We start from the raw sequence: 15523 nt of genomic DNA on the forward strand, positions 1-15523 counted from the left end.
CTATGGAAAAAATAATACGAGTCGCTATCTATGCCCGAGTAAGCACCGATGAGCAAGCAGAGCACGGATACTCCATTGATGCTCAACTGGATACCCTGCGAAACTATTGTGCACTATACAACAAACCAATCATCGGAGAATACGTAGATCGTGGAGTCAGCGGAAAGAGCACGAAAGGCAGATATGAACTTCAGCGGCTTCTGAAGGATGCCGAGGACGGGCTGTTCGATGAAGTCATCGTCTGGAAGATCAACCGGATGGCTCGCAAGAATATCGACCTACTCCAAATCGTTGATCTACTGGACAAAAACAACATTGCCTTCCGCTCTTTTTCCGAGAATTTCGAAACGGAAACACCTATGGGCCGCTTCGCGCTACAAATGATGGGAGCTGTTGGCGAACTAGAGCGAAACACCATTGTAGATAACGTGAAGATGGGCCATAAGCAACGAGCCAAAACAGGCAGTCATAATGGAAAGGTTCCACTGGGCTACCGCGTGGTCAAGGGATCAGCTGATGGTCGAGGCAGAAACACGGAAGTGGTTATTGTAGAAGATGAGGCCATGCTTGTCCGTAAGATATTCGAACTGTACGCGTCAGGCAAAGGACTAAAATATATCGCCAATGCCCTCAATAGGGACGGTTATACAACCAAGACCAAAGGTCCCTTTTCCACTTGTTCCATTCGGGACTTGTTGGATAATCCGATGTTCATAGGGAAAATACGCTACAACCAGTATGAGAACTGGAGTGAAAAGCGGCGCAAAGGTAAAAGTGCAAACCCTATTCTCGTTGATGGACTCCATTCAGCAATCATTGACCAAAATCTATGGGACAAGGTTCGTCTACTCCGGCAGAAGAAGAGCTCTATGCCCAAAAAGCGCTTCGAGGGAGAGTATCTACTGACTGGAATCATCCGCTGTCCCGAATGCGGAGCGGCCATGACGGCAAGCCGGACGGTCAATAAGATGAAGGATGGCTCCAAGGTAACTCGGATGTACTATTCTTGTAGCAGCTTTCGCAGTAAGGGAAGCTCCGTATGTCATGCAAATAGTATTCGTAAGGTGGAAGCCGAGCAGACAGTAATGAATAGAGTTCAGAATGTTCTGATCAAGCCCCAATTGCTAAAAGCGATTGTGAAAGGCGTAAATGAACGAAAAATAGGACGGATTAAGCCCCTAGAGAAGGAACTCTCCGGTGTGAAAGTCAGAATCGCCAAACTAGAGGAAAACAAGCGTAAATACCTTTCCTTATACGAAATGGACCAAATCGACCGCGATCTTTTCTCTGAGCGTCTGGATGGCATCAATGGCGATTTGGACGATGAATTGACCCGAAAGTCCAGATTGGAGCTTGAGTTGCGAGGTGACGAGGCAGAACCAGTATCATATGAACTTGTGCGTTCCCTAATGGAACGGTTCGACGGTCTACTCCGAGAATCCCCATTTGAGCAGCGTAAGACGCTCCTGCACCTAATCGTCAAGAAGATTACCCTAGACGACAAGCGAATGGTCAAGGATGTAGAACTTAGCTTCAATTCGGAGACCGAAAAGCATTTTTTAAGCGCAGCCCCTTCCGCTGATAATATAGCGGAAGGGGCTTTTCCTTTGTCGGGAAAAGCCCCTCAATTAAGTGGACGATTCACACTTATTTTATAGAGTGTGTCGAACTATCACTGGGTCACTCAAAACTATTAAGCTGCTTGGTAGCTTCAAATGCTTATTTTAGAGCTTTATTCACTTTCTCTATGAAAGCTTTCCATTGTTCTCGTTCGCCCCCTGTTAACGCGCTCGCATTGTTATTACGAGCCCATCTAAGGAACGCTTTAGCCAACTTGTATTTTGAAAATTCTTGAATTTGAGAAGAAAACACATCTGCTATTGGTCTTGATGTTTGAGAATTCGCTATTTCGCTTACATCCCAGCCAAGCTCCTCCTTCGCAACAGCTACAAGTGTGTCTCTTAGCAAATCTTCTACTTCTACTTTTTTAGCAGTACCTTGATAGAAATCCTTCACCTGAAAAATATTAGTATTCTTCAATAAAATTATTAGATTATCTTGCTTCGCGGCTTGCTCCCCCTCAGGATCAGAGTCAAACAAAGCTGCTACCTTAAGATTATGAGATTTTAGAATAGTTGCATAAAAAACAACTTTGCTTGCAGTTCCCGCGGGAATAAGGGCGATTTTATCATTTAAGCTAACAACATTATCGCTACGTAGCATTTCAGAAACTGCTTCTATATACCAGTAGTCGGTAAGACCTTCGAAAACAAGATTTCTTTGTTGTGTGAATAAACTTTGAGCCAAGTCATAGCCAAGTGCTTCTTGCAATGGCAAGATAGCATTTGAGTCTGATGCGGTCACAGTTGTATGGACTTTCGTACCCTCTTCTCTACTTACCATCTCAACTACACGTACAATGTCTAGCTCGTTAGCACCTACCATGAAAGGTGAATGGGTAGTATAAATAGTTTGGTTAGCTTCTCCTAGTCTAGAAATTGTTTTTCTAAACTCTGCTTGTTTAAGTGCATGTAGATTTAGCCCTGGCTCATCCAATAGCAAGATAGCATTTTTATATTTCCCCTCAGCTTCAGCAAAAAATATAATAAAGAAAGATACGAGCCATTGATATCCTTCAGATCTTTGATCTAATTCAATCTCAACACCCATTCCATCTTCCACAACGACTTTTAAGTACTGACCATCAGCTATAATTCTAAGTCGAGACGCTTCAGCGCGATTTTCATCCGGCATCCAAACTCTATTTATTTCTGTTGTCAACTTAACACTTGCAGCATTAAGTTGATATTGCCTTTTATCGAGTTGGTCTCTGTAATTTTTCCAACTTTGTTCATTTAAATTATTTGCTGTGGCCTTTCCTAAATCGGAAAGGTATCTTGCTTCAAATCCAAGTAGCTTAAGCAAGCAAATATTCCCGTAATCGTAATAGATATCGTCCAAAATATTATTTTCAATTCTTTGAACTAAATGTTCAAGATGGATAAGGGGCTTTACCCTGGCGTAGTTATTAAAATATACAAAAGTCGGTACGTGTTCTCTAAGTATATTTAATAGCTGTTCTTCTATTTTATAGGAGTTAATGCTAGTTTTAAGTCTGTCATATCTTTCTTCTTCTGTAACATTAGATTCATCAATATGCTTAAAAGCGAGCTCCAACCACTCGTCTAACAATAGTGCTCTGATCTTAGTAATTGTAGTTGATCCAATCCAGTCTACTGTAATTTCAGAGAGCTTATGTTCTAAGGATATCGTTCCCTCAACTAGCTCATCAACTGGCTTGTCCACATGGGCCGCTAACCTTTTCAGATCCTTGGAGATATCTGCATACACTACCTTAGGCGGAACATTTTCTAAGCGATAGTATAACTGATTATCCATTCTCTTCTCAAGCACATAGAGACAGTCCTCAAATCCTTCTGAGATGTCAATATTATCATTTTCTTCAATTTTAAATTTGCCCTCTACAACTGTGATGCTACTTGATTGGACTTTCTTTGTGCTAATATCATTATACTTAGACCTTGGATAATCCCTAAGCTCATCTAACTCTTTTACACCTTCAGGAGGACTCAATTGTTGAAGTGCTTGTAAGATAGCTGTCTTTCCTGCTTCATTAGGACCTACTAAAATTAGCTTGTTTTCTTCAACAGAAAACCAGCCTGTATCTATTATGCTTCTATAATTTTGCACTCGAGCCTCTACAAGTCTCAACGGGATCCCCCCTAATCATCTTAATGTCATTATATCATACAGAATGTACCAAAATATATTCTCTTGATCTTTGAATCCAGTGAGGTCCAAAAGCTCTCTAGGCTAGTTTCTTGAATACTTGAATGAAAATTTCGCCCTACTTATGATAAGGTTCCCCCCGATTTATCTTCACCGCGCGATAAATCTGCTCCACCAGCACCAGGCGCATGAGCTGATGGGGCAGCGTCATGCGCCCGAAGCTCATGCGCTGCTGCGCGCGGCGCATAACCTCGTCGGAGAGCCCATGGCTCCCTCCGATGACGAACACGACATGGCTCGTCCCGTAGGTGCCGAGCCGGTCAATTTCTGCGGCAAGCTCTTCCGAGCTCCACAGCTTGCCGTCGATCGCGAGCGCAATGACATGCGCCTCGCTCTTAATCTGCGCGAGGATGCGTTCGCCCTCGCGTGTCTTCACCAAACCAACCTCTGCTTCGCTCAGAGAGTCGGGTGCTTTTTCATCTGCCACCTCAATCACCTGAAATTTCAGGTACGGTGTCAGCCGTTTAGCATACTCCGCGATGCCATCGATCAAATACTTTTCCTTCAACTTCCCTACACCAATAATCTGAATAAGCATAATACTACCTCCGTTTAATATCTAATATAACTTTCCATACTCTCTCATCCATCCTCTATCCACAAACCCATGTCCGTCCGAGTACCTTCGATTTACAGCCGCCCTTAATCCTTTAAGCAGTGCCGCTAAGCAGAGCCATCATAAGCGCTCTATTCCCATCTATAGAAACAACAAAAGGACGTACACGACGTCCTTTTACATACCCCACATTTATCACTTCAGACTGCCCTTTAGACCACCAGATATTCAGCATTCTTCTCACATTGGGTGCACTTTGCCGGCGGATCCCAGTCAGAGAATTCCGTTTCTTTTAAATCCACTACATCTGGTGCATCTTCGTACTCGTCCACAAACAAATCAATCGCTAATTCTACATGTTCTTTACATACTACATACATTCAACCAAGCATCCCTTTCTGTGCCGCTACGGCCTAATACTCCTTCTATTGTTCTACCATACTTCCCACGAAAAAGGAACTCCTATCTGCCCATTCCAGCGATCTATTTATCCATTGTCTATATTCTTGCCTTACATCAAAAAAAGATTCCTCCCACCCCAAGAGGGCAAAAGGAATCTCATCACTCATATCTCTCTATCTTCTCTAAATGTTATCTTAAACTCTCCATCCTACCCTAGAAACTCCACCGGACGATCCAGCTCATACAATCTGCGGTAACGCGGTTCTTTCTCCATTAGCTCCGCATGGGTTCCGCGCATTTCTACCGAGCCATTTTCCATAAATATCACTTCATCCATCTGCTCCGCACCCACCAAATGATGCGTTACCCAAATCAGGGATTTACCCTCCATCGCTTCAAACATCGTCTTCAAAAGATCACGTTCCGTCCGCGGGTCCAGCCCTACGGTTGGTTCGTCAAGAATCACGACAGGCGTATTTTGCAGCAAAATACGAGCTAACGCGATCCGCTGACGCTCTCCACCGGAGAAACGTTGCCCCGCTTCACGGACAAAGGTATCATATCCCTCTGGTAACGAGGAGATCAGCGTATCCATTTTAGCTAATGCCCCAGCTTCTTTGATCGCTTGTTCCGAAGCCTTCGGATCACCCATACGAATATTGTTCGCTACCGTAGTGTCAAATAAGTGTGGGCTCTGATTTAACACCGCTATAATAGAAGGTATATGCTCGCCATAGGCAGCAGCAGCGATTCCATTAATCGTAGCGGAACCTACGGAAAGCTCAATAACGCCTTGAATGGCCTTTAATAACGTAGACTTGCCCGCACCACTTCGGCCGATGATCGCAATCTTTTTACCTTGTGGAATATCGAGGCTTAGATCGCGAACCGACCAGTTAACCTCTGATCCATAGCGATAACCTAGGTTCTCCAGCTTAATGTGAGTACTCTTCATCGCCTGAGGTAGAGCATCAACTACAGATGCTTTTTCAGACACTATGTTCTGCTCAGATCCGTCTACACCAGACAATCGCTCCAAGGAGTTACGGTACTGCGGAATTTTCTCTACCGCTTCGGAAACTGGCAAAAAGGCATCTGCCACAGGAAATACAACCAAAACAAACGCTGCAATCAATGTACCTGCAATAGCACCATCCGCAAACTCTCCAGCAGCCCAATATACCATAGAAAGCACGCCAATCCCAATTACTGCTTGCCCAATGAATGTACGAAGACGTGCCCAACTGCGCAGCGCTGCATCGGTTTTGGCTACTTTCCTCTCATCTGCTTCATAAGTCTCTACGAACTGGCTTTGCCGTCCACTAATGACCCAGTCACCCATGCCGAGTACGGCGTCTGTAAGCTTTTGATAGAGACGATTACGCTCTACTTTGACTTCACGTTGGCGCTTCTGTGTGAACAACAGAGATAAGAAAGGCAACACCACTACTAACACCAAGATATACAGAGCCATCAACAGCGCAAAACCGATATCAAAAGTCCCCAACGCAATCACTGCCGCTCCATAGATCAGCAAAGCAATGACACTTGGAAATACGGTGCGCAGATATACATTTTGCAAATATTCAATGTCATCCGCTAGCATCCCGAGAATATCCCCGGTACGGAAACGCGATGACAGGAACAAAGCCTGTGGCTCCAAAATATTGTACAAACGCACACGCATCTTAGAAAGAATCCGCAAAATAGTGTCATGCCCAACTAGACGTTCCACATAATGAATTACAGCCCGACTCGTTCCGAACGTACGCACACCTACAATCGGTACATAGATCATTAGGATATTTTCGACGGGTGTAGACGCTTTGGAGATCAGAAATCCTGAGGTATACATTAATGATGAGGCTGTAAAAATCGTCAACGCCCCAAGCACGATAATAAGCACAAAACGCCAAAAATACGACGATACATACGGAGCAAACCATCCTTCACGTTTCAATGGATTCCCTCCAATTGCGACCCAATCAACTCATAATACGCACCCTTACGGGCAAGCAACTCCTGATGGGTACCGATTTCTGCCACTTGTCCTTGCTTCATTACTACAATAACGTCCATATCGAGCATCCAGTGCAGGCGATGTGTGGCTAGAAAGACCAGCTTTCCTTCAAAAAGAGGCACCATCGTCTCCTTCAGCTCATATTCCGTTTCAATATCCAAATGTGCCGTTGGCTCGTCTAATAACATAATCGGACGACTGCTGAGCAAGGCCCGGGCTAAGGCTACCCGCTGCTCCTGTCCACCACTGAATGAACGACCACCGCTACCAATCATCTCATGAAGGCCATTCGGAAGAGTATCCACTAGCTGAGATAATCCAGTAGCCTTCACTGCAGCAGCCACTGCTTCCATAGAAGCCTCAGGGTAATAGAAGCGAATATTATCTGCTAACGTACCACTAAAAATATAAGGGCGCTGCGGGATATACGAGGTCTGTTTTCGCCAAGCCTCATCCGTTAAGGCGCTAACCGATGTACCGTTAACTGTGATATTTCCTGAAGTAGGGTGCAAGAAGCCCCCTAATATATCGACTAATGTAGATTTACCGGCTCCACTCTCTCCGATAATTCCAATTTTGCTGGCCCCTTTAAATTGCAGGTTCACCGCTTCCAGCGAAGAAAGACCCGCTTCCTCGTATTTCACACTGACATCCTTTAATGTAAGTTGGCTATTTTCATGCCAAGTGAATATTTCTTGTGATGTTTTCGATGCAGGACCCACTACTTCAGCTTTTACTTCATCCTGGTCTATAATGCTCTTCATCGCCTCAGCAGCTTCCTTACCATCCAAAGTAGCATGGAAATCCGAACCCACCAGTCTTACAGGCAAGAAATATTCCGGAGCCAAGATCAGAATGGTTAAGCCCGTAACAAGCGTCATCTGATCGTTCACCAGCCGCAAACCAAGGCTTACCGCTACGGAAGCAACCGATAACATCGTAAAGAAGTCTAGCGCGAACGAAGACAAAAAGGCCACTCGCAATGTACGCATCGTCGCAGAGCGATATCGATCGCTGACGGTCGCAATACTCGTGCTATGACTACGACTGCGACCCAGGAATTTCAGCGTTTCTAGCCCACGGAGGGAGTCTACGAAATGATTAGATAATGTGCGATAAGATTTCAGCTGACGGTCCATCTGCTTACGAGCTGTCATCCCGATCAAGATCATAAAAACAATAATAATCGGCATGGTGATCGTAAGAATAATCCCACTCGCGGTATCCATCGTGTAGATATAAATAAGCACCAGAATCGGTGTAATTGACATCCCTACCATTCTAGGGATAATCGCTTCCAAATATGTGCGGAACTTTGTTACGCCTTCCAGCACTAGTGTGACAAGATCCCCGGTTCCACGCCCGCCCACCATTCTGGGTCCAAGCTGGAAGAGCTTATCCATCATTTCCCTCCGCATGTTGCTGCCCGTTGCTTCCGCAAAGCGGTAAGAGACACGGCTCATCAGCATGGCGCAAGCATGGCGCACTAGAAATGCAAGAAGGAACAATAGCGCAGTGCCCCATTGTTCCTTCAGAGGTTCTCCCGCAAATAGCGCAGAGATGACTTCTGCCAACCATTTGGCCAGCAGAAGTATGGACAAGCTTTGCACCAAGGTAAGGAGGCCGACGATCAGAAAGACCGGCTTAACTCCTTTATACCCAAGCAAATTTTTATCCATTAGTATTCAAGATGCTCCTTCTCGTGAACCCGTTTATGAAAGACAAAGTAACTCCAAATTTGATATCCCAAGACGAACGGAAGGATGGTCAGTGCCACAATCGTCATTACCTTCAAAGAGTAATGTCCCGAAGCCGCATTGGTGATCGTCAAATTAAAGGCTTGATCGATAGAACTAATCATAACACGTGGGAATAATCCTACAAAGATAGAAGTTACCGACAACGCCATTACTGCTCCTGTCATTCCAAAAGCGTAGCCATCCTTCTTCTTCGTCATGAAATAACCCGATAGCACAAAAGCGATAATTCCAAGCGCTACAATAATCATAAGAACTGTACCGCGTTGTTCAAATATATCCGTCATGTAATAAGTCATTACTACGAACGCAAGCAGTAGAGCCGCAAGTGGCCAAAGCAATCTTTGTGCCATCTTCCGAGCGCGAGCTTGTAAGTCACCTACTGTGCGAAGGGTTGTAAACATCAGCCCATGCACCAAGCAGAGAAGAACTACAGTAAGGCCTGCTACTACAGTATACACATTCACGATATCTGTGAAACCCGCGTACATTTGCTTATCAGCATCGATCGGCAAACCTTTGATAAAGCTGGCGAACACTACAGCAAGGAGGAACGGTGGGAGAAAGCTGCCGATAAAGATACAAGCATCCCAAGTTCTTTTCCAAGCTACAGAATCCCGTTTACCTCTAAATTCAAAAGCGACACCACGCGCAATCAAAGCTAATAAAGCAAAGACAAAGGGAATATAGAATCCACTAAACAGCGTTGCGTACCATTCCGGAAAAGCCGCGAACATTGCGCCCGCACCCGTTAGTAGCCATACCTCATTAGCATCCCAGAAAGGTCCGATGGAGTTAATCAGTACCCGGCGCTCTGTATCATTTTTAGCGAGAAATTGTGTTTCCATCCCTACGCCGAAATCAAAACCCTCCAGGAAGAAGAACCCTATAAACAGAACTGCAATCAGCACAAACCACAATTCATTAAGAGATAACATCGGAGCCCTCCTCGTTATATGGATCATGCGAATCCCCGTGATCGTTATCCATCTCATAAGGACCTTTTTTAATCACTTTCATAAACAAACCAATCATTACTAATCCGAGAATTGCGTAAATCGTTGTAAAAGAAATAACAGAGAATAGAACCTGACCACTCGTAATATTAGGCGATACACTGTCTTCCGTTGTCATTAGTCCGAATACCGTCCATGGCTGACGCCCGAATTCGGTCATGACCCAACCAGCTGTATTCGCGATTGGAGGAAGCAGTATTCCCCATAACATAAACCGCATAAACCAAGTGTTTGGACGGTCCATTTTTTTGCGCCACATTAAGTACATAGCGTACATACCCAGTACAATCATTAATGTTCCTGCTAGAACCATGATCCGGAAACTCCAGAATGTCGTACGTACAGGTGGAATATAGTCACCGGGGCCATAGGCTTGCTCATACTCAGCTTGCAGTTCAAGCATACCTTTAACTTCACCGGAAAATTTACTGTATGAAAGGAAGCTCAGCATATACGGAATTTGAAATTCTCCAGTACTTTCTTGCTTTTCAGGATCAATGTTTGCCCATACGGTCCAAGGTGCTGGGTCACCACTCTTACCCCACAGTCCTTCGGAAGCCGCCATCTTCATAGGTTGAGTCTCAACCAAATACTGTGCTTGCGCATGGCCTGCCACGGCTACACCAATAGAAGAAATAATACCTACGATCGCTGCAATTTGAAAAGATTTCTTAAAGAAAGAGACATCTTGTTTCTTCAATATCTTATACGCACTAATACCCGTTACGAGGAAGGCGCCTGTTGCATACGCAGCAAGAACCGTGTGCGGGAATTCAACCAACAATTGTCCGTTCGTAATAAGCGCGAAGAAATCGTTCATTTCTGCACGGCCATTATTAATCGCAAATCCCACAGGATGCTGCATAAAGGAGTTCGCTGCTAGGATCCAGAAAGCGGATAACATCGTACCGAATGCTACCAGCCAGATGGACATCAAATGTACTCTTTTGGACACCTTGTCCCAGCCGAATATCCAGATTCCAATAAAAGTAGACTCCAGAAAAAAGGCTGCCAGTGCTTCAACTGCAAGTGGAGCCCCGAATACATCACCAACAAAACGTGAATAATCAGACCAGTTCATCCCGAACTGAAATTCCTGCAATATCCCTGTAACTACCCCTACTGCAAAATTGATGAGGAATAGCTTTCCCCAGAACTGCGCCATTTTTTTGTACTCTTCATTGCCTTTTCTAACGTACATTGTCTCCATGATCGCAATCAAGAGCGCTAGTCCGATTGATACCGGTACAAAGAAATAGTGGAATATTGTCGTCGACGCAAATTGTATACGCGACAGCATTACTGTATCCATATTTTTCCCTTCCTTCTCCCCTTTTCGTTAATTATATTCTGTCAAAAATTTAATCTTTTATGTGTGATAAATGTCACACAAAGAGGTCCATTTAACGGTGAAATTCAAATGATTTGTGACAAAAATCACAATTTGCGATAAAAAAAGCAAAAAAAATAAGACGGTTTGACCGTCTTGGAGTTGTTCAGCGCTCTATAAAAAGCTTGACTCATAAAGGCATTGGTTAGGTAATGGAAATACCCTTCTTTAGCGATTTGAGATCGCCATTCGAATTAAGCAATTGTGGTAGCATCTTCGTGCTGCGAACCATTGGAGAGTCACATAGACGGCAAGAAGGCGCATGTTCAAATGCGAAATTATCCCTCATCCATCCGTTACATCCATCATTGGTACACGCCCAAATCGCGGTATTTTCTTCCGGTATTTCTTCCAAAGGTTTCTTCCGGTAGTTCATTGCCGTTCCTCCCATCCTGTAAGTCAATAGTGACTAACTAGATATAAAAAGACCGTCCCAACTTTCACAAGCTGGGACGGTTTCTTCTATTATTACAGTTTTACAACGTTTTCGGCTTGTGGTCCACGGTTGCCTTGAACAACGTTGAATTCAACGCGTTGGCCTTCGTCCAAAGTTTTGAAGCCGTCGCCAGTGATTGCGCTGAAGTGAACGAATACGTCGCTTCCGCCTTCAACTTCGATAAATCCGAATCCTTTTTCTGCGTTGAACCATTTAACTGTACCTGTTTGCATGTGTGTTACCTCCACAAATTTAAATTAATATGTTCTTTTTATCTTCAAACAAAGAAAAAATTCACACATTGAAAAAGGTTGTATTACCAAATATAACAGCCCTTTTCAATGTGAAAATTAGGGACTAAATGTATGATTGATATCATATTACCACACCTGATTAGCAAAGGCAAGCAAGCATACTAATTTATCCGGTTCTACCCTAATAAGTATTACCTTCCAATGTAAGGGTTGCCAGTCAGGTCAAAATTCATTAAATAAGCTTACTTTTGCCATATTTATCAACATTTTAGAAGAACCAGATTCCCGATAGCGATACAAAGTACCGCTATCTCAGGAAGGTCTCCCTTCAAAACGAAGGGGTAGTCCGCTCTACTTGTCATTACTGCTATATCATTATATGCCGACTTCCAGCATATTATTCCTCTGGTTTTTCAAGAAGTTTAACCGTCGTTTGATTGATTTTCCCATTTCGGTAGTAGGTAATCTTCAGATCCTCACCAATCTTCGTATGATTATATAAATACTTGCGAAGGGAAAGCGTAGATATAATAGGTTCATCATTAAATTTCGTAATTACATCATTGAACTGCAGTCCGGCTTCCTTTGCAGGTCCAACAGCATCCAGAACGACTACCCCATCCTTAACATTGTTCGGTAGGTTCAGTTCGCTCCGTTGATCCTCTGCGAGAGGAACGTACGGATTGTTTAAATCCACAGAATATACACCTAAGTAGGAACGGGCAATACGCCCTTTCTCAGCCAGTTCATTGGCGGTATCTATCACATGGTTGGCTGGAATAGCAAAACCCAAACCCTCTACACCTGCATCGGAGATTTTCATTGTGTTAATGCCAATGACTTTACCATCCAGATCAACAAGCGCGCCGCCACTATTTCCTTCATTAATTGCCGCATCGGTCTGAATGACCTCTTGTTCCCAATCATATACTCCGTCCTGATTTAGTGAAACGGGAACCTTCCGTTCGGTATAACTGACAATGCCTGAAGTCAATGTGTCTCCAAGTCCTAACGGGTTACCGATGGCAATGACCGTTTCACCTAGGCGAAGCTTAGAGGAATCCCCGAGTTGTGCAATCGTATTGATGCCCTTGGCATCAATGGAGAGAACCGCGATGTCGCTCACTTTATCCGTTCCAACGAGTGTAGCTTTACGTGTCTCGCCATCCACTGTAACGATTTCGAGATTGCTGGAGTTTTCAATGACATGGTTATTGGTAATGATAAATGCTTTATTATCTACCTTTTTATAAATCACTCCAGAGCCTAATGCTGACTCATCCAGAATGTCCAATTCTTTATTATCTTCTTTATGATTGATAATACTTACTACTGCAGGACGAACCGTAGCAGCCGCTTGAATGATCCGGTCAAATGGATCACTGCTTGGGGCAACCTCCCCAGTTGTTACTACCGACTTCGGGGCAGTCTCGTGGCTGATTTGGCCTGTAAGCACACTGAATAAAAACACTGCCACGACAGCACTGATTAAGGAGCAGACGGCGGATATTTGCCAAGTTGACAAACCCTTGCGCGATCTTCGCACAGAATGTTTGCGGTTAGCAAATGATCCCTTTGATGCTTCATCCCCTCTGGACCGCGATACTTTAGTTGAATAGAAATCGTCATCAAACAATCCCACCGAAAATCTCCCCCTTCTATTGCCAAGCGTTCACAGTATCTAAAACCTGAACCTATAGCAACCACGTCCCAAGAAGAAACGACGTTGTCGTCCTTTATTAATGACAACCGTTTCTCGTAGAAATATAAGAACGTATAGGTGCAAAACTTATATGTTCTTATATTTGAGCATATACCTCTGCAACCATTAGACTCCAACAATCACTAAAAAGTTTCACTTTATCCATTAATCCCACAATAGTTTCAGTTTATCGAAAGAATATTAGAATCTTTCAATATATCTTCTCTACTAGGAATATTTTGTAACTTAAAAGACTACAATAATAGAAATGGTCCTTAAATTTAGGCTTTGCCCATCATGTTTATAATTGTATCACAGGCAACCCCCAATTCGTGATTTTCCTAAGGTAAAAAGCCTGCGAAATTTTTACAACTTCAGTTCTGCTTTTACTATATGAGGAGGTATAATTATGAATTCTTTTTCCACAAGTATGGATCTGGTTGAGTTTATCGGTAAGCTTGGTGATTTGAAGGATGAACACTATCATATGACCCTTGCCTTCAGCGCTATGATCGAATTAATGATCGATAAAGGTCTGATCTCCCGCCAAGAACTAGAGCGAAAGACTGCCGAACTGGACCAGCTTATGACAACTGGCTCAGCTTATCCCATGGCGTAGGTTGATCAAAATACGTATCACACAGCTTAAACTCGCTATCCTTGAAGAAACAGCCCCGATCCTCCATCGCGCAACGTACCGACATTTTAGCCAAATCCATCATATTATGATCCCGGCTTAAATGCGCCAAATAGGTACGCTTGGTCCGTCCTGTGAGAATTTCACTAAGTGCTGCCCCGGCTGCATCATTAGAAAGGTGACCCATATCGCCAAGTATGCGTCGTTTCGTATTCCACGGATAACGCCCCATCCTCAGCATTTCGATATCATGATTCGCTTCCAACACCAATACATCCGCATCTGAAATCGCACCTCTTACCTTGTCGCTAACATAACCCAGGTCTGTAGCTACACATAGCTTTTCTTTCCCATCATAAAAGTTGTAACCCACTGGCTCCGCCGCGTCATGAGAAATCGCAAATGATTCTACTCGTAGACTGCCAAAATCCCTATGCTGTCCCGACTCCATTATAATTCGGTTATAGTCGGGTATTTTCCCAATGCCTTTCTCAATGGCTCCCCAGGTATTGGTGTTTGCATAGATCGGAAGATCGTATTTACGGGCCATTGCCCCGAGTCCCTTGATATGATCGGAATGCTCATGTGTGACTAGAATCCCGTCTATATCATTACCCGTTAGCTCGCGCATGGCCAACAGCTCATCGATCCGCTTGGCACTTAGGCCCGCGTCAATCATAAGTGTTGTCTCCCCGTTCCGTACCACCGTTACATTCCCGGTAGAACCACTGGACAGTACTGTAAATGAAATCCCCATTTTCCTTACTCCTTCTACTCTGTTGTCTTGGGACTGATAATGTCCGCACTAATAGCATCCACATAATAGGCATTGCCGTTCTCCAGCATGAACCGCCACATCGGCGACGCTACCTGACTTTCGGAATTGAACAGCTCACCATAATAACCAAGCTCAATCTCCTTCACTACGGAGTCTGCCGGAAAATATTTTTCAATCAAACTACTAAGCGCCTGCGATGCCGGAAGTACCTTCTGTTCCTTATCGCTACTGCTTGCCCCTATTTCAATCTTCGGCCAGCGGTAAGCTACAATCTTCTGATCACTGTTAATCAGCTCTAGTCTAACTCGGAATAGCGACCACTGGTTCTGAACCAGCGGATGAAGAACGAACTTCCCAACTTCACTTTCTTGTGAATCGAAGCGATAATTTGCGATGTCCGGAATTTGACTCTCAAGCGCCTTGCTAAGGTCGGTGAATGAAGAATAGATCAGCTTGCTGTCTATAGGAACATCTAATTTAATGGGTGGTTCATTCTGCTCTTCAGCAGAATATCGATAAGTTATATTAGGAAGTTGCGGGGTAGACGCTGGAATCGGACACAACACACGGATCCCTTTCTGCTCCATTACCGCTTGGGTTTCTTCGGACAGGGAAGTGAAATCGAGATTGGCACTAACCTGATCGCGCAAATCAATCCACAGCTGATAACATAGCAGCAGATTTAGACCTAAAAAGGCGCAAATCAGTACATTTTTGGCTCTTCCCCAATCCATACCCTTACCTCCTAAATGTTATTTGAACCAC

Annotated in this window: 15 protein-coding genes; 2 read left to right on the forward strand and 13 right to left on the reverse strand. The window is 44.1% G+C overall.

Annotation, left to right across the window (positions count from 1 at the left end; all coding sequences use genetic code 11):
* Window positions 1–2: 2 nt before the first annotated feature.
* Window positions 3–1658, forward strand: coding sequence for a recombinase family protein (locus MHH52_RS28590; protein ID WP_340005868.1), 1656 nt, complete (start codon window positions 3–5; stop codon window positions 1656–1658).
* A gap of 61 nt (window positions 1659–1719) precedes the next feature.
* On the opposite strand, the gene MHH52_RS28595 is transcribed toward MHH52_RS28590, so the two are convergent.
* The 11 genes from MHH52_RS28595 to MHH52_RS28645 all read right to left on the reverse strand — a co-directional run bounded on the left by MHH52_RS28595 (window position 1720) and on the right by MHH52_RS28645 (window position 13283).
* The gene (locus MHH52_RS28595) at window positions 1720–3732 is read right to left on the reverse strand and encodes an AAA family ATPase (RefSeq protein WP_340005869.1); all 2013 of its coding nucleotides are present in this window, start codon (window positions 3730–3732) and stop codon (window positions 1720–1722) included.
* Window positions 3733–3868: 136 nt separating this feature from the next.
* A complete protein-coding gene (rlmH, locus tag MHH52_RS28600; RefSeq protein WP_340005870.1) occupies window positions 3869–4348 on the reverse strand; it encodes a 23S rRNA (pseudouridine(1915)-N(3))-methyltransferase RlmH in 480 nt (159 codons plus the stop codon).
* A gap of 112 nt (window positions 4349–4460) precedes the next feature.
* Window positions 4461–4601: a hypothetical protein gene (locus MHH52_RS28605; protein ID WP_340005871.1), complete on the reverse strand. Its 141-nt coding sequence runs from the start codon at window positions 4599–4601 to the stop codon at window positions 4461–4463.
* The gene (locus MHH52_RS28610; protein ID WP_076120603.1) at window positions 4579–4746 is read right to left on the reverse strand and encodes a CxxH/CxxC protein; all 168 of its coding nucleotides are present in this window, start codon (window positions 4744–4746) and stop codon (window positions 4579–4581) included. The genes MHH52_RS28605 and MHH52_RS28610 overlap by 23 nt, the downstream gene beginning before the upstream one ends.
* A gap of 230 nt (window positions 4747–4976) precedes the next feature.
* The gene (gene cydC / locus MHH52_RS28615) at window positions 4977–6728 is read right to left on the reverse strand and encodes a thiol reductant ABC exporter subunit CydC (RefSeq protein WP_340005873.1); all 1752 of its coding nucleotides are present in this window, start codon (window positions 6726–6728) and stop codon (window positions 4977–4979) included.
* Window positions 6725–8467, reverse strand: coding sequence for a thiol reductant ABC exporter subunit CydD (cydD, locus tag MHH52_RS28620; RefSeq protein ID WP_340005874.1), 1743 nt, complete (start codon window positions 8465–8467; stop codon window positions 6725–6727). Before cydD ends, cydC begins: the two co-directional genes overlap by 4 nt.
* Entirely contained in the window at window positions 8467–9483 is a 1017-nt protein-coding gene (gene cydB / locus MHH52_RS28625) for a cytochrome d ubiquinol oxidase subunit II (RefSeq protein ID WP_340005876.1), read from the reverse strand. Before cydB ends, cydD begins: the two co-directional genes overlap by 1 nt.
* On the reverse strand, window positions 9470–10873 hold the full coding sequence (locus MHH52_RS28630) for a cytochrome ubiquinol oxidase subunit I (RefSeq protein WP_340005877.1): 1404 nt from the start codon (window positions 10871–10873) through the stop codon (window positions 9470–9472). Before MHH52_RS28630 ends, cydB begins: the two co-directional genes overlap by 14 nt.
* Before the next feature lie 223 nt (window positions 10874–11096).
* A complete protein-coding gene (locus tag MHH52_RS28635; protein WP_042131698.1) occupies window positions 11097–11327 on the reverse strand; it encodes a cold-shock protein in 231 nt (76 codons plus the stop codon).
* Window positions 11328–11419: 92 nt separating this feature from the next.
* Window positions 11420–11620, reverse strand: coding sequence for a cold-shock protein (locus tag MHH52_RS28640; RefSeq protein ID WP_019914582.1), 201 nt, complete (start codon window positions 11618–11620; stop codon window positions 11420–11422).
* Between the two features lie 418 nt (window positions 11621–12038).
* Complete coding sequence (locus MHH52_RS28645) at window positions 12039–13283, reverse strand: trypsin-like peptidase domain-containing protein (RefSeq protein WP_340005878.1); 1245 nt, start codon at window positions 13281–13283, stop codon at window positions 12039–12041.
* 469 nt (window positions 13284–13752) lie between these two features.
* Between MHH52_RS28645 and MHH52_RS28650 the strand changes: the two genes are divergently transcribed.
* Complete coding sequence (locus tag MHH52_RS28650) at window positions 13753–13962, forward strand: hypothetical protein (protein WP_313639770.1); 210 nt, start codon at window positions 13753–13755, stop codon at window positions 13960–13962.
* On the opposite strand, the gene MHH52_RS28655 is transcribed toward MHH52_RS28650, so the two are convergent.
* On the reverse strand, window positions 13928–14737 hold the full coding sequence (locus MHH52_RS28655) for an MBL fold metallo-hydrolase (RefSeq protein ID WP_340005879.1): 810 nt from the start codon (window positions 14735–14737) through the stop codon (window positions 13928–13930). The genes MHH52_RS28650 and MHH52_RS28655 overlap by 35 nt on opposite strands.
* A 14-nt stretch (window positions 14738–14751) precedes the next feature.
* On the reverse strand, window positions 14752–15492 hold the full coding sequence (gene yycI, locus MHH52_RS28660; protein WP_313639768.1) for a two-component system regulatory protein YycI: 741 nt from the start codon (window positions 15490–15492) through the stop codon (window positions 14752–14754).
* Window positions 15493–15523: the final 31 nt, after the last annotated feature.

The sequence above is a fragment of the Paenibacillus sp. FSL K6-0276 genome (assembly GCF_037977235.1).
GTDB lineage: Bacteria > Bacillota > Bacilli > Paenibacillales > Paenibacillaceae > Paenibacillus_AQ.